We start from the raw sequence: 18735 nt of genomic DNA, 5'->3' as shown, positions 1-18735 counted from the left end.
AAGCGAAAAGACAAACTATTAGATGTCAATAAATAATCTATTTTTTAGGAATTTATTGAATTTATAGGCATTTGTCTTGATTTAGAGGTGAATCCTCTATAAAAATCCTCTTTCTTTTCTAAAAAAGAGTACACTAAAAAGAACTTTTCAACATCGTATCGTTGAAAGCTCTTACACTAGACTTTTATATACTATTAAATAATCATCGTCTCTTCTAATTTGGTGTATACAAACTTGTGTACTTCACCGTCGATATCAGAATGCTGATAGATCTGTTTTCTAGTATTTTCAGGAAAGTCTAATGATATTGAATTGAAGAACGTATTTTGGGTTTCTTCTGGTAATCTCATGATATGTTCATGAAAAATTACAAAGCCGCTTTCGTTTTTCATAATGGAATAGATATATCGTGCAATTTTATTTGCGATTGCGATATTAGCCAGCTTATGTCTTTTCTTGTTTCCATTCTTGATTCTTTCAAACTGTTGTTTGAGAACTGGATTATGACGTCTGGCAAATTCAGCAATCATGTAAATTGCATGTCTGAGATATCTAGAGCCTCTTTTAGAAATCTTGCCCATGGTTTCTACAGACGTTCCAGAGCGCTTGTTTCTAGGGCTTGTTCCCGAATAAGAGACAAAACAGTCTGCGTTTTTAAATCGTTTTATATCGCCAGTTTCAGCAATAACAGTTGCAGCAGTTAAAGGACCACATCCTGTAATTGTAAGAAGCAGTTTATAAGCTGGATTTAAAGAAGCAACATCTCTAATATATCTTTCAATCATTTTAAGCTGACCTTTTATGTTTTTTATGTTTTCAACGAGGTCTAGAATGATACTTCTTCCATAAGAAGAAATATTATCAGGAACCAGAGTATCATGACACAAATCAAAGAGCTTATCGATCTTATCCATCGAACAGCGATGTTTCGTAGCTTCATAAACGACATTGAAGACTTCAAGTCTTGAAGCATTTATGATATCATGTGTCGTAGGATATGAAGATAAGACAGCGATAAAAGCAGCTGATTTAGGTTCGAAAACATATTGAAGTTCAGGAAATAAACAATCACATTGGGCGATGAGACGGTTGATTTCTTGAGAATAGATTTTTTTGATCTGATAATGTCTGTGTACTAAAGCTTTCAAATCTTGATATCCGTTTTTATTTTTAAAAACGTTGTCATTGACATATTGAACATCGGAATCAGTACCAATGATAGTTGAAATGGTTTGAGCATCTAAAGGATCAGATTTAGCAATGTTATGAGCGTTACGCCATTGATTGACAAAATCAGTATTCAAAAATTTGATGCTTTCATTATCATTGAGATTGTCTTTAATAAAGTTATAGACATTAGTAGAATAGATACCAGTAACTTCTAAAGCAAAACAGATACTGGTACAGTTATCATCGGAATAACTTCTTACAGTTTCCAAAAAAGAAGTAACTTCTGATTTAACAAATTTAAAAGATAATTTTTTTCGCAAGAATTTAGGTTTAACAGATCTACGATCACTGACCTTGAGGATAGCAGCATCTGCTTTGCCTTTAGAGGAGTCCATGCCAACATAAAGAATATAATTGTTTTCCATAAATAATGACCTTCTTTCAAATGTAATCGGTTTTGAATTGCACCTCTAAATCAAGACAAACGCAACCTCGCAAATACGGAGACAAGTGTAGAAACACTGCTGCAACAAACTAATTCGGGTATAAAGTGATGTCAAGTCTAAAGGATTAAGTCTTTTTGAAGTGGACGTACATGAAGTAGCCACAGGGGGATGGAATAAAACCTTCATTCAAAACAAAACTATTATCTAGAAATTAGAATGTACAATCAATAATGAATAATAAAATTCATTAACTGATTACGTACATATTATACGAGAGGGATATGATATGGAAGGAATTATATTTAATATACAGAAATTTAGTATTCATGATGGACCTGGTATTCGTACAACAGTATTTTTTAAAGGATGTCCATTAAGATGTGAATGGTGTGCTAATCCTGAGAGTCAGGCAGTGAGTCCTCAGGTTTTATACAATAATGAGAAATGTCTTCATTGTGCGACATGTGTACATACCTGTCCTAAAGGTGCTATAAAGATGGAAGATGGCTTGATTCGAATTGATCATAAAACATGTGATCATTGTATGGAATGTGTTAAAGCCTGCCCTGGTAAAGCCTTAACACAGGAAGGTGAAATCAAGACTGTAGAAGAAGTTGTTGATATTTGTATGCAGGACATTGATTTCTATGAAGAATCTAATGGTGGTGTCACTTTATCTGGTGGAGAAGCCATGGTGCAATATGATTTCATGATGGCTCTTGTCCATGCATTAAAAGAAAAAGGACTTCATCTTGCGATTGAAACAACAGGTATTGTGGATCATGAGAAGTTTAAGAAAGCAGCTCCTTTATTTGATCTCTTATTATTTGATGTGAAGCAGGCTGATCCAATGAAGCATAAGAAGGGAACACATGTCACAAATGAAGTCATTCAAAAGAACTTCAAATGGGCTATTGAACAGGGATTGAATGTATTGCCTAGAATACCTGTTATTCCTGGCTTTAATGAAACATTAGAAGATGCGAAAGAACTCGCAACATGTATTAAAGAAGCAGGCGCAAAAGATGTACAGCTTCTTCCATTCCATCAATTTGGTGAAAACAAATATAAACTACTTGGTAAAGACTATAATCTTCATGAAGTGGAAGCATTACATCCTGAAGATTTAGTAGATTATCAAAATGAGTTTATCAAGTGTGGGTTGAATTGTTTCTTCTAGATTAATATAATGAGTGCGGAGGTAATCTATGAAAGACCGCTATAATAAAATATTAGAACTACTTACAAAAGAAAAGAAAATAGAAGTCAATGAATTATCTCAAATACTTGGGGTATCCAATGTCACTATACGTAAAGATTTAGATGCACTTGAAGAAAAAGGGATTATTAAAAGAGGACATGGCTATGCCATCCTTGCGAATAAAGATGATATCAATGGACGCTTAGCGTATCATTATGAAATAAAGAAAAGAATTGCACAAAAGGCTGCAGAACTTATTCATGATGGAGATACCATTATGATTGAAAGCGGGAGCTGCTGTGCGATTCTTGCAGATACGATTGCATCAGAGAAACAAGATGTCACTATTGTGACTAACAGTGCTTTTATTGCAGGATATATTCGCGATAAAAAGAATACCAATGTGGTTCTTCTAGGTGGTGCTTACCAGAAAGATTCACAGGTTATGGTAGGACCTATCGTGGCACAATGTGCGCAAAATTTCTGTGTAGACCAGTTATTTATTGGTGCTGATGGTTATAATCCTCGTGTAGGTTTCACAAATAGTGATCATTTACGTGCACAGGCTGTTAGAGATATGGCTGAACAGGCAGAACATATTATTGTCTTAACTGAAAGTGAAAAGTTTAATCAACATGGTGTTGTACCTCTTCAGTTAAAAGAACGTATTGATACAATCATTACAGATGATCATATTCCAGAAGACATCAAAACACATTTGTTGTCAGAAAATAAAACATTATTAACTATAGAAAATGAGTGATTGGTTGTTATTCTATCTAATAAATACAAATAGAGGTATGAATGATGAAGGATAAATTTGAACCTATACCAGATCCAACACCAGAGCAAGGCTTTGAAGGTTTATATGCCGGGACTATAGAAAATGGTTCAGAGTATGAACCAGGAGAATATTTTTATGATTTGCGTGGTTTGTCAAAATATTTACGAGAAAATCATCTAAGTCGACCAACAGAAGAAATATTAAAAATGTTTAGAAAATAATTAGTATTTATTTAGATAAACGAATAAACGGAAGGGATTCATCATTCCCTTCCGTTTTACTTTAAGTCTTTTATAATGCGTTGTAATTCTCCAGGCTGACCATCCTTATAAGGTATTTTATAAGAAGAACCATCTGTTAAACATAAACAATTTAATTGTCCTCTATCTGCCACAGCGAGTCCACCATCAATACCAATCTTATTATGATAATCAGGATCGTACCAGATATTAAAAGAATGATCATCATTCACATAACATAAAGGCGTATGACCAAATATATAAGTATATTCAGGATTACATGGATTCATATAGAAATATTCTCTAATCCAGGCAAGTAATTCAGGATCACTATCTTCTATATTGGTTACCTCAGGATCCACTCCTGCATGCACCATCACATAATGCTTGCCCTGATAATCAAGTTCTATATAGTTAGGTAGACTATCAATAAAATCAATAATTTCCTGTACAAACTCTTTCTTTATATCAAAATATTCCTCATAAGGAATAGAATCTTTCTGTAAGAACTCTCTTATACTATTTACAGTACCTGTGGCACCATTCTGTTTCCATAAACGATATGCATTATTCAAATCAGAATCTAAATCATTATATTTTAAGCTGGCTGCTAAAGATTGTCTCATCATGATTTCATGATTACCCTTGATCATATGAACATTAGGCATTGCTTTCACAAAGTAATATATATCAATTGAATTAGGACCACGATCCATAATATCACCTAGGATATATAACTCATCTTCATCAGTGAATTGAATCTTATTGAGCATCAGCTGCAATAACACAAATTGTCCATGTAAATCAGACATGACAAAAATTCTCTTCACTAATACTCACCTGCCTCTCAAATACATTTTATCATACCCAAAAAGGAATGCAAAACAGAACATAATCATCAAAAAAAATAGTTGAATTATGATATGATTATTATAGGTGAGGGATATGGATGAATTTTATCAAAAGACCTATTTAATGATTGTTTTTAAATGGTCTTACTACTATACAAGAAAGAATATGAAAAATGTCAGATGTGACATTATTGAAGATACTAAAGACTATCATACTGTACGTTTTTATTTAAAGAATCGTGTTGCTTTTTTAACTGTCTGGCATAATGGCATTATTGAAGAACAGATTACAGATGAAGAAGGGAAAGAAATCTATTTCTATCTCCATTATACTTTAAAGAGCTTATCCCAGTTTTTATCTTATTATAGAGATTTTATGGTTGTGTTCTTAAGAGATGCAGATCCTAAACGTGTGAAAGTAGGGATTGTAGACCAGGATGGCTTTTCTTCTAGTTATTTAATTAGTTTAATGAAAGAAAGTCTGATAATAGAAAAGTCTAATCTAGAAGTGGAATCAGTGAGTCTTTCTTCATTAGAAGAAGTAGAAGGAGACTATGATGCACTTTATTTATCTCCTTCAGTCATGCATTTAAAAGGGGATATAGAGTCCATTGTCTCTGTTCCTGTGTATGTAATTGATCCTCTTGTTTATGCAACCAATGATTTCTATACACTTATACATACAATTTTGTCAAAATAATGCATCTGGCTTGCATTCTTACTAGTAAATAGTATACTAATAGTAGTAATCATTACTGATTAGGAGAAGGGAACATATGGCGGAGACAAGACTTAGAAGATCTAAGCAGCGAGATACGATATATGATATGCTCGTGAATGATCACACGCATCCTACAGCAGAAGTTATTTATTCTCATGTAAGAAGAATCATTCCGGATATATCACTAGGTACTGTTTATCGTAATCTGAATGTTTTAGTTGAAAATGGGTATATCAGAAAATTAAATATAGATGGTGTGACTGTACATTACGATGGTAATGTGACACCACATCATCATATGGTATGTTCAAAATGTGGAAAGATTGTGGATATACATATTCCACATGGTGCATTTGATGGACTTGTTCATGATATAGAAGAACTAGATCAAGTACACCTCACACATGTTGATATGTTATTTCAAGGAATCTGTAATGATTGTAAGAATATAAAGGAGGATAAAGAAGATGTCTAATTTAAAAGGTACTGAAACATTAAAGAATTTAATGGCTGCATTTGCAGGTGAATCACAGGCAAGAAATCGTTATACTTTCTGGTCTAGTATTGCGAAAAAAGAAGGTTATGTAGAAGTGTCTAAAATCTTTGAAGAAACAGCAAACCAGGAAAAGGAACATGCGAAACGTTTAATGAAGCTTATGAACACTGCTGCTCAGGGCGAAACATTACCTGTTGCTGGTGAATTCCCAGTATTAATGGGTACAACTGTAGAAAACTTAAAAGCTGCAGCTGCTGGTGAAAACGAAGAATGGACACATATGTATCCAGAATTTGCTAAGAAAGCTGAAGAAGAAGGATTACCTGAAATTGCAGCTATCTTAAGAGCTATCGCTATGGCTGAAAAGATGCATGAAGAAAGATACTTAAAACTTGCTAAACAGATTGAAGACGGCACAGTATTCAAGAAAGATCATAAAGTACTATGGAAATGTAACAACTGTGGATTTGTCGTAGAATCTTTAGAAGCTCCTACAGTATGTCCAGCTTGTAACCATCCACAGGCTTACTTTGAAGAATACAAATTCTTTGATTAATATAATTGTGTGCAAAGACAGCGAAAGCTGTCTTTTTTTCTTGCTTAGAGTGCTATGATAATAGCAAGGAGGGAACAGGATATGAAAGGAAAGATACTCTATCTGTTAGATTTCATCTATGCAATCGTATTATCAGTTTTTTTGCTAGTCACAATGATCATCTATATTCATACAAAAGCATCAGAGATATTGATTATTGTGGCGGCTGTGTTATTTGCGCTTTCAATTGTGAAAGGGTATTGGATTTATAGAAAATGGAGAAGACCATAATAAAAAGACCTCGAAAGAGGTCTTTAACGCATTTTAGCTGCCTGGATTAAATGTTTTGCAAGTACTGCAGTTGTGACAGTACCAACACCACCAGGAACAGGGGTAGCGGCAGAGGCTTTGCCATCAAGAGTCGCATAGTCTACATCACCACATAACTTACCATTCTCATCCACATTGATTCCTACATCAATCATCACAGCATCCTGTCCACAATAATCACTATTTAACATCTTTGCACGTCCTGCAGCCGCAACCACAATTTCTGCATCAGAACATGTCTTCTTTAAATCGACAGTTCTTGTATGAGTCATAGTTACTGTTGCATTCTCTTTAAGAAGCAGCATAGACATTGGTTTACCTACAACCATACTTCTTCCTACGACAGTCACTCTTTTACCGGTTAACTCAATATCATATGCCTTTAATACTTCAATAACTGCTTCTGCAGTACATGGAGAAAATCCAGTTGTATCTCCCGCAAATACCTTTGCAATATTAATAGGAGAAATACCATCTAAATCCTTTTTAGGATCAATCATATTTTCAATATCTTTTTCATTAATAGTACGAGGAAGTGGTCTTAATAATAAGATTCCTGTCACTTCATCATCTTCATTAATATCTTTAAAAGCTTTCTTGAACGCTTCATCACTGATATCTTGTGGGAAAACATAAGAAGCCACATCTAAACCAAACGATTTTAATTTCTTAGTTGCACCACGCTCATAACTCATATCATCAGGGTTTTCACCCACTCTCACAATCGCAAGCTTAGGTACAAAAGATAATGTTTCTAACTCTTTTGATACATATTCTTTAATCCCATCAGAAACCTTTTTTCCTCTTAACTCTAACATGATGTTCCTCCTAACTTTTTAATAACACTATTAGTTATTCCATCTGCAAGCAGTTGCCCTTCAACTAATAGCTTCTCAGCACGTTTATTCATCTTCTCAGCCATTTCTCTATTCTTCATAGACTTCGTATTAATATAGACATTCATAATAGAACCAGTCAATGCACTACGTAGACATTGTACACCAACACCTACATCACTGATTGCCATCACTGAACCTTTCTCATTTAAAGTAGAAAATAACTTTAAAGACTGATAACTTAAATCCATGACCTGTAATGGTACAAGAGATGCATCCAATAAACATGACTCCATCACAAACTCTTTATGTTTCTTTTCTTCCTCAGTATTCTTAGGAAGTCTATAAGCCTCTGCAAGAGGCTTGAAGTTTTCTGCATCATCATCTACAGAAGTTACAAGCTTCTTCTTTAAGTCTTCTAACTTCTCTATGATTTCTCTTATTTCATCTTCTACATCTTTATATTTCTTCTTACCTACAGTTAAGTTACCTACCATGAGTCCTAAAGCACATCCAATAGCGCCCACTAGTCCTGAAGCACCTCCACCACCAGGAGTCGGTGAAGATGAAGATAACTCATCTAAGAAGTCTTTAATCATTTCTTTCATTTTTTAACTCCCTCATATGAAAAGACACGAGAATCTCGTGTCTATTTTTCATAAATTATACTCATTTATTTGTATTAATGCAATTAATATGTTTGAAATATATACCTAAATTAATAAGAACACCTATTCCAATTAAACTAAATAGCGCAATTCCTAATGTCACAAAATAACTTTCTGGAAAGATATTGATAATAGGATCAATATCAGGATTGATCAGCCAGTAGTTATTGTTGAAAAGGATATGATGCATCATAGTAAATGCCCCGTCAAAATCAACATAGGCTGTTCCACCTACAATAAATACGAGTCCTAAAGTAGTGAATCCTGCCCATTTAAAAGGTCTATAATCATTCTCCTTGACTGTAGAATAGATGAGATAAATAGTTCCAATCAGTACCACTAACCCAATCACTTCTAAACGATTCATTAATACCTTCACTTCATAAAAATGAAAAGCTGTATTTTTAGTCATAGGAAATGCAGGAGTAGAAAGTGCTTTATGTGAGAATAGACTTAAATAGTGGATAATCGTCATATAGCTTTCTCTTACTATCTTTTCACTTACCCCAATATTAGAGGCTATTAATGAAGAAGGATAGAGTACAGGCACAAATGTGACTAAGAGAATAGCACAATCAATAATCAAAAAAGTCAAACATACAGTTAAAAGAATACCTTTAAATTTCTTCATTGTATAAGAAGTCTTCTCCCTTTTGAACCTCTACTGTAGATAAATCAGGATAACCCTGCTGTCTTAATGCTTCATAAACACCAATGGCTACAGTATTAGATAAGTTCAAACTACGTGAATCTCCATACATAGGAATACGTACACAATCATCGATATACTTCTTTAAGATATCATGAGGAATACCATCATGCTCATGACCAAAGAAAAGATAATGTTCACCTTCCTGTTTAAAATCATCTTCACTATATACTTTTTTAGAATAACGTGTAAAGAAATGATAAATACCAGGATTCTCTTTTTCAAACTCTTCAAAGTTTTCATAAACCTTAAAAGTGAGGTGATCAAAATAATCCATAACCGCTCTTTTCATTCTTGGATCATTTAACTTAAACCCTGTAGGTTTAATAATATGTAAAGGTGTATGTGTCGCTGCACATGTTCTCATAATATTACCTGTATTTTGTGGAATCGCAGGATGTACTAATACAACATGATTCATTATTTATGTTCCTCCTCTAAATAATCATATAAAGCCTTTAATGCCTTTGCACGATGAGAGACTTTATTCTTTTCTTCCATAGTCATCACTGCAGAAGTCTTCTTTAATGGTGGATAATAGAAAATAGGATCATAACCAAAGCCATTTTCACCATCAATACAATCATTGATTTTTCCTTCAAAAGTACCTAAGAAAGTCTTTGTTTCTTCATCAGGAATAGCCAAAGCCATCGCACATACGAAACGTGCTGTCTTATCTTCTTTATCCTTTACAGCATCAATAATCCACTGATTCTTAATATCATAACTTGTATCTTCACCCATAAAACGAGAAGAATAAATACCAGGCTGTTTATCTAATGCATCTACTTCTAAACCAGAATCATCTGCAAGAGTAGGCATATGAATCATATTCATCACTGTTTCAGCTTTAATCACTGCGTTTTCAGTAAAAGTAGTCCCTGTTTCTTCAATATCAGGATTATAACCTAATACATCTTTAATAGACTTTACTTCAATCCCTAACTTTTCCAACATTGCGGAAATCTCTTTAAGTTTCCCTTTGTTTGTTGTTGCAACTACGATTTCTTTCATTCACTTTCCTCCATTCCTAACGCTACTTTGACTTCATGGATAGGCATATCCTTTCCAGTCCAGAACTTAAAAGAACATGCACCCTGATAGACAATCATACGTTCTCCGTTCATATAATCAAGACCTCTTTGTCTTGCATAACTTAATAGCTTTGTTTCCTTAGGGTTATAAATAATATCAGCTACTTTTAAACCATCAGGTAACATATCAGCACTCTCAATAATACATCCTTCAGGATGAGGTGCCATACCAACACTTGTTGTATTGACTAATAGATAAGTATCCTTTAAGTCTTCCTTAATACTTTCCTGATCAATTTTCTTTAAAGTAATAGGGCAATCTAATTTCTCATTAAGTTCTTTAATAAATGGTTTATCAGAACGATTATAAACCACAATTTCCTTAGCACCTGCTAATGCAAGAGAAATAATAATTGCACTTGCTGCACCACCAGCACCAAGCACTACAATCTTATGTTTCGCAATACCCCATCCTTTATTTCGGCAGGCCATCACAAAACCTTCTCCATCAGTAATATGACCAATGAGTTTACCATTCTCATTCTTTACCGTATTGATACTCTTCGCAAGTCTTGCCTGTGTTGTGAGTTCATCCATATATTTCATCATATCCTGTTTATAAGGCATAGAAATATTGTATCCTTTAATAGGTAATGTCTTAACAGACGTAATATAATCATCTAACTGATCTTTAGTCACTTCAAATGCAAGATAAACATCATTAATACCTAATGTTTGAAATGCAGTATTATGCATCATTGGTGAAAAAGAATGTTTAATAGGATTTGCGACAACCCCATATAAACCTGTATATCCAGTAATTGTATTTTTCATAACGGTCTCCTTTTGTCTTGTATTATACATCATTTTCTCGATATGTGTGACTGTTCTTATAATATTTAGTACAATGGATTCAAGAGGTGAAAAGTATGATTAAGAAATTAATTATTAATGCTGATGATTTCGGTATGTGTGAAGGAAACTCCCTAGGTATCCTTCTTGCACACGAGCAGGGACTTGTAAGTTCCACTACAGTGATGATGAATATGCCATATGCTTTATGGGCCCTCGAGAAGGCGAAGGCATATCCAAATTTAGGAATAGGTGTTCATTTAACACTCACTGCAGGTAAACCATTATTACCTGGCAAGAAAAGCTATACAGATGAAGAGGGAAACTTCCTAAGACCAAGTGCTTATGAAGATGAATTCCCAGATGGAGAACCAGAGGAAGTTTATGAAGAATGGAAAGCACAGATTGAAGCTTTTATCGCACACACAGGACATCTTCCTACACATCTAGATTCTCATCACTATGTCCATATGGAACATAGACAATTGGAAGTCATCAAGCGTCTTGCCAAGGAATATAACCTTCCTATCAGACAAACAAGATATGTGGATGGAAACTACTTCCCAGCACGTTGTGAATTTTATAAAGATGGTGTAAGCTTTGAAACATTCAAAGAAATCTGTTCAACAGAGGGCTATGATACAGTAGAACTTGTTTGTCATCCTGCTTTAGTTGATGAAAGACTCATGAACGTATCTAGTTACAATATGAATCGTATCAAGGAATTAGAATTACTTAAGAGTGATGCATTCAAACAGTTCATCAAGGATCACGATATTCAGATTATAACTTACGCAGACATAAAAAATAATTAGGTATTTTTAAATAATAGTAGTAGAATGAGAAAAAAGTGAATGGAGTGACATATATGAGATACGCAGATAAGATGAAAAACGTAAAAAAATCCGCCATTAGAAGTGTCATGGCTGATGCAAGTGAGAATGGTACTGTTGACTATATTAGTTTTGCGAGTGGATTCCCTGATCCAGAAGCTATTCCACAGGAGAAACTAGAAGAAGTAGGACATAAGATTCTTCAAGAAAAGACTTATGAAGTTTTGCAGTATGGCTCTGCGCAGGGTTATACAGGTTTAATAGAATCTTCTAAATCATTCATTAATAAGCATGAATGTATATGTACAAGTGATGATGATATTATTATTACAACAGGATCACAGCAGGGATTAGATCTTGTGTCTAAGATATTCTGCGATGAAGGAGATTATGTTGTAGTAGAGAACCCAAGCTATTTAGGTGCTTTAAACTCATTTAAATGTAATGGGGCAAAGCTGCTTGGTGTTTCTTTAGAAGAAGATGGTGTAAATCTAAAAGAACTAGAAGAAGCCTTTAAGAAAGGACCAAAGGTATTCTATACAATTCCTAACTTCCAGAATCCTACCGGAGTCACAACATCTCTAGAAAAAAGAAAAGAAATCTATAACCTTGCAGTAAAGTATGATGTAGTTATTCTAGAAGATAACCCTTATGGTTATTTACGTATTACAGGCGAAGAAGTCCCTTCTATTAAATCTTTAGATCAAGACCATCGTGTTGTTTATGCAGCCAGTCTTTCTAAGATTATCTCACCTGGTATGCGTACAGGAATCATCTGTGCAAGTAAAGATATTATCTCTAAGCTATTTATGGCTAAACAATCAGGAGATAATCATACAAACAATCTTTCACAATATATGATGGATGCATTCTTGAGAGAAACAGATATGGATGTACATATTAAACATTTGCAGTCTCTTTATGCAAAGAAATGTAATTTCATGTTAGAGATGATCAAGAAGTATTTCCATCCTTCTATTCATGTCATTGAACCAGAAGGTGGTATGTTTATATGGTTTGATTTACCTGATGGAGTCAGTATGCCAGAATTCGTTCATGCTTCTATTAAGAAGCATGTAGCCATCGTACCAGGTAATGAATTCATGGTAGATAGTACTAAGCCATGTCAATCTATTCGTATGAACTTCTCAGCGGCTTCTATGGGGAATATCGAAAAAGGTATTCAGATTTTAGGAGAACTAACATATCAATTCTGCAAGTAAAAAAAAGCCATTTCTGGCTTTTTTTTAATACATGCCACCTTGTGGCATAACAGGCTGTTGTGGTTCTTCTTTCTTAGGAAGTTCTGCCACACCTGCTTCAGTTGTTAAGAACAAGGCTGAAATACTAGCCGCATTTAATAATGCGCTACGAGTGACTTTAGTAGGATCAATAATACCTGTTTCGAACATATTGACCCAGTCACCTGTCTTTGCATCAAATCCAAAGTCCTTTTCAGCAGTCTTCTGGATAGATACAATTTCTTCTTCATCATAACCAGCATTGATTGCAATCTGAGTAAGAGGCGCAAATAAAGAATTCATAACTACGTTAATACCCTTCTGGATATCTACATTCGTATCTCTGACCTGATTCTTTAATTCTTCATAGGCTTCTACTAACGCAGCACCACCACCAACAACGATACCTTCATCTACAGCGGCCTTAGTCGCATTGAGAGCATCTTCAATTCTTAATTTCTTTTCTTTTAATTCTGCTTCAGTTGTAGCACCGACTTTAATTGTTGCAACACCGTTAGATAATTTACCAATACGTTCTTTTAGAGTCTTCTTTTCATAATCACTCTTAGTATGAGTTAATTGTGTCTTTAATTCTTCAACACGGTTATTCACTGCTTCACTTGAACTATGACCAATAAGAGTCGTATTGTCTTTCTTTACAATCACTTTCTTGATTGTACCAAGATCTTCAATAGTTAAATCAGAAAGCTTCATATTAAGATCTTTGTTGTAGAATTTAGCACCAGTTAATACTGCAATATCTTCCAACATTTCTTTCTGTTTATCACCAAATCCTGGAGCCTTAGTTGCTACAACATTAAAGGCACCTCTTAACTTATTCAATACAAGAGAAGAAATCGCTTCATTCTCATAATCTTCAGCAATAAGTAATAATGGTTTATTAGCCTTTAATACCTGTTCAAGTACTGGAAGGATTTCCTGTAAATTAGTAATCTTCTGATTAGTGACTAAGATCAATGGGTTATCCATTTCTACTTCCATCTTATCTGTATCACTTACAAAATAAGGAGATACATAACCCTTATCATACTGCATACCTTCATTCACTTCTAATTCATCATCAAAACTATTAGATTCATCTACGTTGATAATACCATCTCTACCAACCTTATCCATAGCCTGAGCAATCAATTCACCAATATGACTATTAGAAGAAGAAATAGTGGCTACAGATGCAATATCCCTGCTTGTTTCTACTTTATGAGAATTCTTTAATAATACTTCAGCCACTGCTTTAGAGGCTCTTTCAATACCTTCTCTCATAAGTACAGGGTTTGCACCTTTTTCAACCTGCTTCATACCATTCACAATCATATCTCTTGCAAGAATTGTGGCAGTTGTTGTACCATCACCTGCAATATCATTTGTATTATTGGCTACTTCATATACAAGTTTTGCACCCATGTTTTCAAAATGATCTTCTAACTCTATTTCCTTGGCAATAGAAACACCATCGTTCGTAATTAAAGGAGAACCATAACTCTTCTCTAATACTACATTTCTACCTTTAGGACCAAGTGTAACACTCACTGCATCAGCAAGAGTATTCACACCTTTCAACATTGATTGACGTGCATCACTAGAAAAACGTATTTCTTTACTCATAGTTCATTCCTCCTATTCAATACATGCGAGAACATCTTTCTCGTCTATCACAATATATTCAACACCATCAAGTTTAACTTTTGTACCAGAGTATTCCTTGAATACAACACGATCTTTTTCTTTTAAATCATTTTCACATTGTGGACCTACAGCCACAACTTCTCCAACAGTAGGAAGACTCTTTGTCTCAGTAGTGAGAATAATACCACTAGCTGTCTTATTTTCTACTTCTTCTTTCTTTAATACGATATTCTTATTTAAAGGTTTCAACATTTTCTATTCCTCCTTGTTAGCACTCTCTTTATTCAATTGCTAAAAAGTATTATAGCTCGTTTTAGCACATTGTCAAGGCGAGTGCTAATTTGTTTTTGGGCAGATTGGATAAAAGTGCACAAAAAAAAGCCACTCCTGAGTAAAGAGTGACTTAATCGTCTTTTCGTTTTGTATCTTTCGCAACGATAAATGTGATCATACCAAGTATTAATCCAAAATAGAAAGAGAAGAAACGCCATAAGAACATAGAACTAGAGGCATTAGCTCGACCAAGAAAACCAAATAAGATCATATAACATCCTTCACTGCCACCTGATGCACCAGGAATAGGGAGGAATGTATTAATAAGATTAATAATGGATGCAAGTCCTAAGAACTGTACAAATAGGGTAACTGGTACTTTTATTCCTAAAGCAAGACAAGAAAAGAATGGTGTAGAGTAAATGATTGTAAGTTTCACTACATTACATAATACTGTCTGTAATAATGCTTTTTTATTTTTCTGTAGTACATTCATCTGTTCTCTAAATTCACTGAAATAATTCTGGATTCTAAAGCATGTCGATTCATAATCATTTATAAGTGGAGTTTTAGACAGTAGATAAACGACTTTATCTACTATAAAGTTCTGGAACTTCTTACTTTTAGCTCCGGCAAATAATAGAAGAGTGACAACTGCATTAATAAGAAATCCTACGGTTGCCATAGAAGATACACCAACACCTTTATCAAGGAAGTAGGATGAATCCACTATCATAATCACAGCTGTAAAGCCCATGATCACTATTTGATAACTAATAAAGCACATGAGTAATATACTTGTAGATATTGCAGGAGAGATGCCTTGGTTATTAAATACGAACACCTGGGCAAATTGTCCTCCAGAAGAAGAAGGTGTTAAACCACTAAACAAAGTACCTACAAGTCCATTCACAAAACCTTCTTTGAGAGTAAAGTCTTTTTTATAGAAACGCGCAAAGATCATAGTAGCCAGTCCGTCAAATATATAATACATAAACATGATGAAACATAAGATGAATAGCCAGAAGGGATGCGCTGTTGTAATTGTCTTAAATACAGTAGAAACTTCAGAACCTACTGATAAATATAAAGAAATACCACTAATCACAAGAATTAACGCAATATTCAAGATATAGCTCTTCTTTGTTTTCATGGGAATCACCTCATTTCCCTATCTCTATTTTACCAATCTTACTCATTATATGAAAGCAAAAAAAGAGTAGGGATAAAAATCCCTACTCGAATGTAATCATAATAATTTCATTTTCACATAATACTTTAAAATGATAGTTCTTACGTGGCGCAATACCGTTACTTACAATAAGTTCAGAATTATTTTCTGTATAAGTGCCATGATTATAAGTGATTGCATTTTTACATTTTACAAGTGGTCCAATACCTGGGAACCAGATGGTACCGCCATTACTATGTCCAGATAACTGTAATTGTGTATGTCCTTTGTTTTGAATAAAACTATCAGGATAATGACTTAAAGTAAGGACAAAACCATCATAATCAGGAATATCTTCCTGGCTGTTAAGAGACTGTCCATAAAGGATAAAAGAACTATTACGATAATGAATTGTACGTGTACTATTGTTTAATACTTCAAATCCACCCTCATTAAGGATATTAGTCACTTCATCAGCATGGGCATGATCTTCATCACCTAATACTGCAAACTTACCATATCCAGGCTGAAGCTTCTTTAAGATTTTCTGTACTTTTGTATCTTCAATAGGTTTGCCTTCATACAAATCACCAGTAAAAACAACCATATCATAACTTTGATCTTCAATCTCATCTACAATCTGTTCAAGACGATCAATATCCTTAGATGTAGTAATGTGGACATCGGATAAATTGGCAATCTTGAAACCTTTAAAACCATCAGGTAACAAACTAGAACTATAATTTATTCTTGAAAAAGAATAATGTGTTCTAGAAAAGAGACATGTATAACCACCAAACAACACCAATGCTAAGACAATAATAGCAAGAATACCAGTACGAATAATTTTCTGTTTCTTCATTATTTCTTATTCATGATGACAGGAATAATCATCGGTCTTCTCTTTGTCTTAGTATAGAAATAAGTTGTTAATGTTTCTCTAATTGTATTCTTAATTTCTCCAAATGTTGTCTTTTCCTGTAATAAAGCACGTAGCTTACGATCTACAGCCATTTCAGCACCATAAATCATAGGCTTACTATCTTTCATGTATACAAATCCACGGCTCATGATGACTGGCTTATGAAGTAAAATACCAGCATGTGAATCCATGCTAATAAGAACTGCAACCATACCATCTTCACTTAAAATCTGACGGTCATGTAATACTGCAGTAGATAAACCAGTTAAATCATTACCATCTACATAAATATCATCTGCATGTACACCTCTTGTCTGGAATACTTCATGATCTTTTAAGCATAAGCAATCCCCATTACTTAATACAAATGCATGATCAGCCTGTCCGCCTACTTCTTCATATAATTTCTTATGAATACAAAGCATCTTGTGTTCACCATGAATAGGGAAGAAGTACTTAGGCTTAGTCAATAACATCATCAGTTTCTGTTCTTCCTGAGATGCATGTCCTGAAGTATGAAGGTTACTGATCATAGAGTTTTCAAGAACTCTTGCCCCAGAACGATATAATTTATTAATTAAACGTGATACAGAAGACTGGTTACCTGGAATAGGGTTAGATGAGAATAACACTGTATCCCCAGGCTTAATCTTAATTTGACGATGTGTACCATTCGCAATTCTATTTAAGGCCGCAAGTGCTTCACCTTGAGATCCAGTACATAGAATCAAGATTTCATTATCAGGAAGATGTCTTGCTTCATCATTCTTAATAAAGAAACGATCAGGACATTTGATATAACCCATTTTTCTTGCAACATCAATATTGTTGACCATTGAACGTCCATATACAAGAATCTTACGATTAAACTTAACAGCTGCTTCTACAATCTGCTGTACTCTATGTATATTAGATGCGAATGTTGCAACAATAATACGTCCTTCAGTTTTTCTGAATTCTTCTTGTACTTGTGAAGCCACTGTCTTTTCACTAATAGAGAATGTAGGTACTTCAGCATTTGTACTATCACTCATTAATAAATCAACACCTGTTTCACCTAAGAAACTCATAATCTGATAATCAGCAGGATTTGCTACAGGAGATAAGTCAAACTTAAAGTCACCTGTTTCTATAATACGTCCGTCAGGTGTATTCACAATAATTCCCATAGATTCAGGAATAGAATGGTTAGTATTAAAGAAACCAATATTAAAATATTTAGTTTTGATAGAACTTTCGTGAGTAATAGGAATCATCTTAGTCACATGAGTGAGATGATGCTCCTCTAGTTTTCTTCTGATCATGGCACAAGCCAATGGTGAAGCATAAATAAATGGAATATTCACTAGTCTTAATAAGAAAGGAATACCACCAATATGGTCTTCATGACCATGTGTAATAAACAATCCCTTGATCTTTTTATTATTCTTTCTTAAATAAGTATAATCTGGAATAACATAATCAATCCCAGGAAGACCTTCAGATGCAAACTTAACACCTGCATCAATAATAATCATTTCATCATTGCATTCAATGCAGTAAGTATTCTTACCAACCTCATTCAAACCGCCTAATGCGAATATTTTTGTCCCTTGTGTTTTAACATTATGATGTGTTGAAGGGAATCTTCTTTTAGAACGATGAGGTTTGAATGTCTTTTTCTTTTCAGTATTATTGACTGACATAAACTACTATCCACCTCTTTCTCAAATAATGTAAAATCATTCATTAAAATAATAATATAAAAAAACTGAATAATCAATGTTGTAAGGGAAT

General features: G+C 34.0%; 22 protein-coding genes. 9 read left to right on the top strand and 13 right to left on the bottom strand.

Annotation, left to right across the window (positions count from 1 at the left end):
* Positions 1-194 precede the first annotated feature (194 nt).
* Entirely contained in the window at positions 195-1595 is a 1401-nt protein-coding gene (locus tag NQ499_RS12390) for an IS110 family RNA-guided transposase (RefSeq protein ID WP_259848531.1), read from the bottom strand.
* Positions 1596-1902: 307 nt separating this feature from the next.
* Between NQ499_RS12390 and NQ499_RS12385 the strand changes: the two genes are divergently transcribed.
* Genes NQ499_RS12385 through NQ499_RS12375 form a run of 3 tightly spaced genes read left to right on the top strand, consistent with a single transcriptional unit; the run spans position 1903 to position 3822 of the window.
* The gene (locus NQ499_RS12385) at positions 1903-2796 is read left to right on the top strand and encodes a glycyl-radical enzyme activating protein (RefSeq protein ID WP_040389532.1); all 894 of its coding nucleotides are present in this window, start codon (positions 1903-1905) and stop codon (positions 2794-2796) included.
* Positions 2797-2824: 28 nt separating this feature from the next.
* Positions 2825-3580, top strand: coding sequence for a DeoR/GlpR family DNA-binding transcription regulator (locus NQ499_RS12380; protein ID WP_006504326.1), 756 nt, complete (start codon positions 2825-2827; stop codon positions 3578-3580).
* Positions 3581-3621: 41 nt separating this feature from the next.
* Positions 3622-3822, top strand: coding sequence for a hypothetical protein (locus NQ499_RS12375; protein ID WP_006504325.1), 201 nt, complete (start codon positions 3622-3624; stop codon positions 3820-3822).
* A 56-nt stretch (positions 3823-3878) separates the two neighbouring features.
* On the opposite strand, the gene NQ499_RS12370 is transcribed toward NQ499_RS12375, so the two are convergent.
* Positions 3879-4670, bottom strand: a complete 792-nt coding sequence (locus tag NQ499_RS12370; protein ID WP_238319807.1) for a metallophosphoesterase — start codon at positions 4668-4670, stop codon at positions 3879-3881.
* 115 nt (positions 4671-4785) lie between these two features.
* Here NQ499_RS12370 and NQ499_RS12365 point away from each other — a divergent pair, with 115 nt between their 5' ends.
* The 4 genes from NQ499_RS12365 to NQ499_RS12350 all read left to right on the top strand — a co-directional run bounded on the left by NQ499_RS12365 (position 4786) and on the right by NQ499_RS12350 (position 6734).
* Positions 4786-5391: a PTS sugar transporter subunit IIB gene (locus tag NQ499_RS12365; protein WP_006504323.1), complete on the top strand. Its 606-nt coding sequence runs from the start codon at positions 4786-4788 to the stop codon at positions 5389-5391.
* 76 nt (positions 5392-5467) lie between these two features.
* Complete coding sequence (locus NQ499_RS12360; RefSeq protein ID WP_006504322.1) at positions 5468-5887, top strand: Fur family transcriptional regulator; 420 nt, start codon at positions 5468-5470, stop codon at positions 5885-5887.
* Entirely contained in the window at positions 5880-6464 is a 585-nt protein-coding gene (gene rbr, locus NQ499_RS12355; protein WP_006504321.1) for a rubrerythrin, read from the top strand. The genes NQ499_RS12360 and rbr overlap by 8 nt, the downstream gene beginning before the upstream one ends.
* A gap of 81 nt (positions 6465-6545) precedes the next feature.
* On the top strand, positions 6546-6734 hold the full coding sequence (locus NQ499_RS12350; RefSeq protein ID WP_040389530.1) for a hypothetical protein: 189 nt from the start codon (positions 6546-6548) through the stop codon (positions 6732-6734).
* Positions 6735-6757: 23 nt separating this feature from the next.
* Here NQ499_RS12350 and NQ499_RS12345 read toward each other — a convergent pair whose 3' ends face one another.
* The 6 genes from NQ499_RS12345 to aroE all read right to left on the bottom strand — a co-directional run bounded on the left by NQ499_RS12345 (position 6758) and on the right by aroE (position 10854).
* Entirely contained in the window at positions 6758-7591 is an 834-nt protein-coding gene (locus NQ499_RS12345; RefSeq protein WP_006504319.1) for a bifunctional 5,10-methylenetetrahydrofolate dehydrogenase/5,10-methenyltetrahydrofolate cyclohydrolase, read from the bottom strand.
* The gene (locus NQ499_RS12340; protein WP_006504318.1) at positions 7585-8217 is read right to left on the bottom strand and encodes a cyclodeaminase/cyclohydrolase family protein; all 633 of its coding nucleotides are present in this window, start codon (positions 8215-8217) and stop codon (positions 7585-7587) included. The genes NQ499_RS12345 and NQ499_RS12340 overlap by 7 nt, the downstream gene beginning before the upstream one ends.
* Before the next feature lie 61 nt (positions 8218-8278).
* The gene (locus NQ499_RS12335) at positions 8279-8908 is read right to left on the bottom strand and encodes a TIGR01906 family membrane protein (protein ID WP_006504317.1); all 630 of its coding nucleotides are present in this window, start codon (positions 8906-8908) and stop codon (positions 8279-8281) included.
* The gene (locus tag NQ499_RS12330) at positions 8895-9407 is read right to left on the bottom strand and encodes a tRNA (cytidine(34)-2'-O)-methyltransferase (protein WP_006504316.1); all 513 of its coding nucleotides are present in this window, start codon (positions 9405-9407) and stop codon (positions 8895-8897) included. The genes NQ499_RS12335 and NQ499_RS12330 overlap by 14 nt, the downstream gene beginning before the upstream one ends.
* A complete protein-coding gene (locus NQ499_RS12325) occupies positions 9407-10000 on the bottom strand; it encodes an XTP/dITP diphosphatase (RefSeq protein ID WP_006504315.1) in 594 nt (197 codons plus the stop codon). Before NQ499_RS12325 ends, NQ499_RS12330 begins: the two co-directional genes overlap by 1 nt.
* Positions 9997-10854 carry a shikimate dehydrogenase gene (gene aroE, locus NQ499_RS12320; protein WP_040389529.1) on the bottom strand — a complete coding sequence of 286 codons (858 nt, stop codon included), beginning with the start codon at positions 10852-10854 and terminating at the stop codon, positions 9997-9999. Before aroE ends, NQ499_RS12325 begins: the two co-directional genes overlap by 4 nt.
* A gap of 95 nt (positions 10855-10949) precedes the next feature.
* Here aroE and chbG point away from each other — a divergent pair, with 95 nt between their 5' ends.
* The gene (gene chbG, locus NQ499_RS12315) at positions 10950-11687 is read left to right on the top strand and encodes a chitin disaccharide deacetylase (protein WP_006504313.1); all 738 of its coding nucleotides are present in this window, start codon (positions 10950-10952) and stop codon (positions 11685-11687) included.
* Between the two features lie 53 nt (positions 11688-11740).
* Positions 11741-12928, top strand: coding sequence for an aminotransferase-like domain-containing protein (locus tag NQ499_RS12310; RefSeq protein ID WP_006504312.1), 1188 nt, complete (start codon positions 11741-11743; stop codon positions 12926-12928).
* Between the two features lie 24 nt (positions 12929-12952).
* Here NQ499_RS12310 and groL read toward each other — a convergent pair whose 3' ends face one another.
* From groL to rnjA, 5 genes are all read right to left on the bottom strand, one after another.
* Positions 12953-14572, bottom strand: coding sequence for a chaperonin GroEL (groL, locus tag NQ499_RS12305; RefSeq protein ID WP_006504311.1), 1620 nt, complete (start codon positions 14570-14572; stop codon positions 12953-12955).
* A 12-nt stretch (positions 14573-14584) separates the two neighbouring features.
* Positions 14585-14845 carry a co-chaperone GroES gene (locus NQ499_RS12300; RefSeq protein ID WP_006504310.1) on the bottom strand — a complete coding sequence of 87 codons (261 nt, stop codon included), beginning with the start codon at positions 14843-14845 and terminating at the stop codon, positions 14585-14587.
* Between the two features lie 151 nt (positions 14846-14996).
* Positions 14997-16019: a lysylphosphatidylglycerol synthase transmembrane domain-containing protein gene (locus NQ499_RS12295; RefSeq protein WP_040389528.1), complete on the bottom strand. Its 1023-nt coding sequence runs from the start codon at positions 16017-16019 to the stop codon at positions 14997-14999.
* Positions 16020-16101: 82 nt separating this feature from the next.
* On the bottom strand, positions 16102-16899 hold the full coding sequence (locus tag NQ499_RS12290) for a metallophosphoesterase (protein WP_006504307.1): 798 nt from the start codon (positions 16897-16899) through the stop codon (positions 16102-16104).
* Positions 16899-18644 (bottom strand): ribonuclease J1, encoded by a 1746-nt coding sequence (rnjA, locus tag NQ499_RS12285; RefSeq protein WP_006504306.1) that lies wholly within the window; start codon positions 18642-18644, stop codon positions 16899-16901. The genes NQ499_RS12290 and rnjA overlap by 1 nt, the downstream gene beginning before the upstream one ends.
* Between the last annotated feature and the right edge of the window lie 91 nt (positions 18645-18735).

It is taken from the genome of Catenibacterium mitsuokai (assembly GCF_025148785.1).
Taxonomy (GTDB): domain Bacteria; phylum Bacillota_I; class Bacilli_A; order Erysipelotrichales; family Coprobacillaceae; genus Catenibacterium; species Catenibacterium mitsuoka.
This window is presented reverse-complemented; position numbering and strand designations above follow the sequence as displayed.

What these genes read in the sequence shown, in the direction of transcription:
- NQ499_RS12390 (WP_259848531.1), bottom strand. Translation starts at nt 1,595, where the DNA reads ATGGAAAACAATTATATTCTTTATGTTGGCATGGACTCCTCTAAAGGC.
- NQ499_RS12385 (WP_040389532.1), top strand. Translation starts at nt 1,903, where the DNA reads ATGGAAGGAATTATATTTAATATACAGAAATTTAGTATTCATGATGGA.
- NQ499_RS12380 (WP_006504326.1), top strand. Translation starts at nt 2,825, where the DNA reads ATGAAAGACCGCTATAATAAAATATTAGAACTACTTACAAAAGAAAAG.
- NQ499_RS12375 (WP_006504325.1), top strand. Translation starts at nt 3,622, where the DNA reads ATGATGAAGGATAAATTTGAACCTATACCAGATCCAACACCAGAGCAA.
- NQ499_RS12365 (WP_006504323.1), top strand. Translation starts at nt 4,786, where the DNA reads ATGGATGAATTTTATCAAAAGACCTATTTAATGATTGTTTTTAAATGG.
- NQ499_RS12360 (WP_006504322.1), top strand. Translation starts at nt 5,468, where the DNA reads ATGGCGGAGACAAGACTTAGAAGATCTAAGCAGCGAGATACGATATAT.
- rbr (WP_006504321.1), top strand. Translation starts at nt 5,880, where the DNA reads ATGTCTAATTTAAAAGGTACTGAAACATTAAAGAATTTAATGGCTGCA.
- NQ499_RS12350 (WP_040389530.1), top strand. Translation starts at nt 6,546, where the DNA reads ATGAAAGGAAAGATACTCTATCTGTTAGATTTCATCTATGCAATCGTA.
- NQ499_RS12345 (WP_006504319.1), bottom strand. Translation starts at nt 7,591, where the DNA reads ATGTTAGAGTTAAGAGGAAAAAAGGTTTCTGATGGGATTAAAGAATAT.
- NQ499_RS12340 (WP_006504318.1), bottom strand. Translation starts at nt 8,217, where the DNA reads ATGAAAGAAATGATTAAAGACTTCTTAGATGAGTTATCTTCATCTTCA.
- NQ499_RS12335 (WP_006504317.1), bottom strand. Translation starts at nt 8,908, where the DNA reads ATGAAGAAATTTAAAGGTATTCTTTTAACTGTATGTTTGACTTTTTTG.
- NQ499_RS12330 (WP_006504316.1), bottom strand. Translation starts at nt 9,407, where the DNA reads ATGAATCATGTTGTATTAGTACATCCTGCGATTCCACAAAATACAGGT.
- NQ499_RS12325 (WP_006504315.1), bottom strand. Translation starts at nt 10,000, where the DNA reads ATGAAAGAAATCGTAGTTGCAACAACAAACAAAGGGAAACTTAAAGAG.
- aroE (WP_040389529.1), bottom strand. Translation starts at nt 10,854, where the DNA reads ATGAAAAATACAATTACTGGATATACAGGTTTATATGGGGTTGTCGCA.
- chbG (WP_006504313.1), top strand. Translation starts at nt 10,950, where the DNA reads ATGATTAAGAAATTAATTATTAATGCTGATGATTTCGGTATGTGTGAA.
- NQ499_RS12310 (WP_006504312.1), top strand. Translation starts at nt 11,741, where the DNA reads ATGAGATACGCAGATAAGATGAAAAACGTAAAAAAATCCGCCATTAGA.
- groL (WP_006504311.1), bottom strand. Translation starts at nt 14,572, where the DNA reads ATGAGTAAAGAAATACGTTTTTCTAGTGATGCACGTCAATCAATGTTG.
- NQ499_RS12300 (WP_006504310.1), bottom strand. Translation starts at nt 14,845, where the DNA reads ATGTTGAAACCTTTAAATAAGAATATCGTATTAAAGAAAGAAGAAGTA.
- NQ499_RS12295 (WP_040389528.1), bottom strand. Translation starts at nt 16,019, where the DNA reads ATGAAAACAAAGAAGAGCTATATCTTGAATATTGCGTTAATTCTTGTG.
- NQ499_RS12290 (WP_006504307.1), bottom strand. Translation starts at nt 16,899, where the DNA reads ATGAAGAAACAGAAAATTATTCGTACTGGTATTCTTGCTATTATTGTC.
- rnjA (WP_006504306.1), bottom strand. Translation starts at nt 18,644, where the DNA reads ATGTCAGTCAATAATACTGAAAAGAAAAAGACATTCAAACCTCATCGT.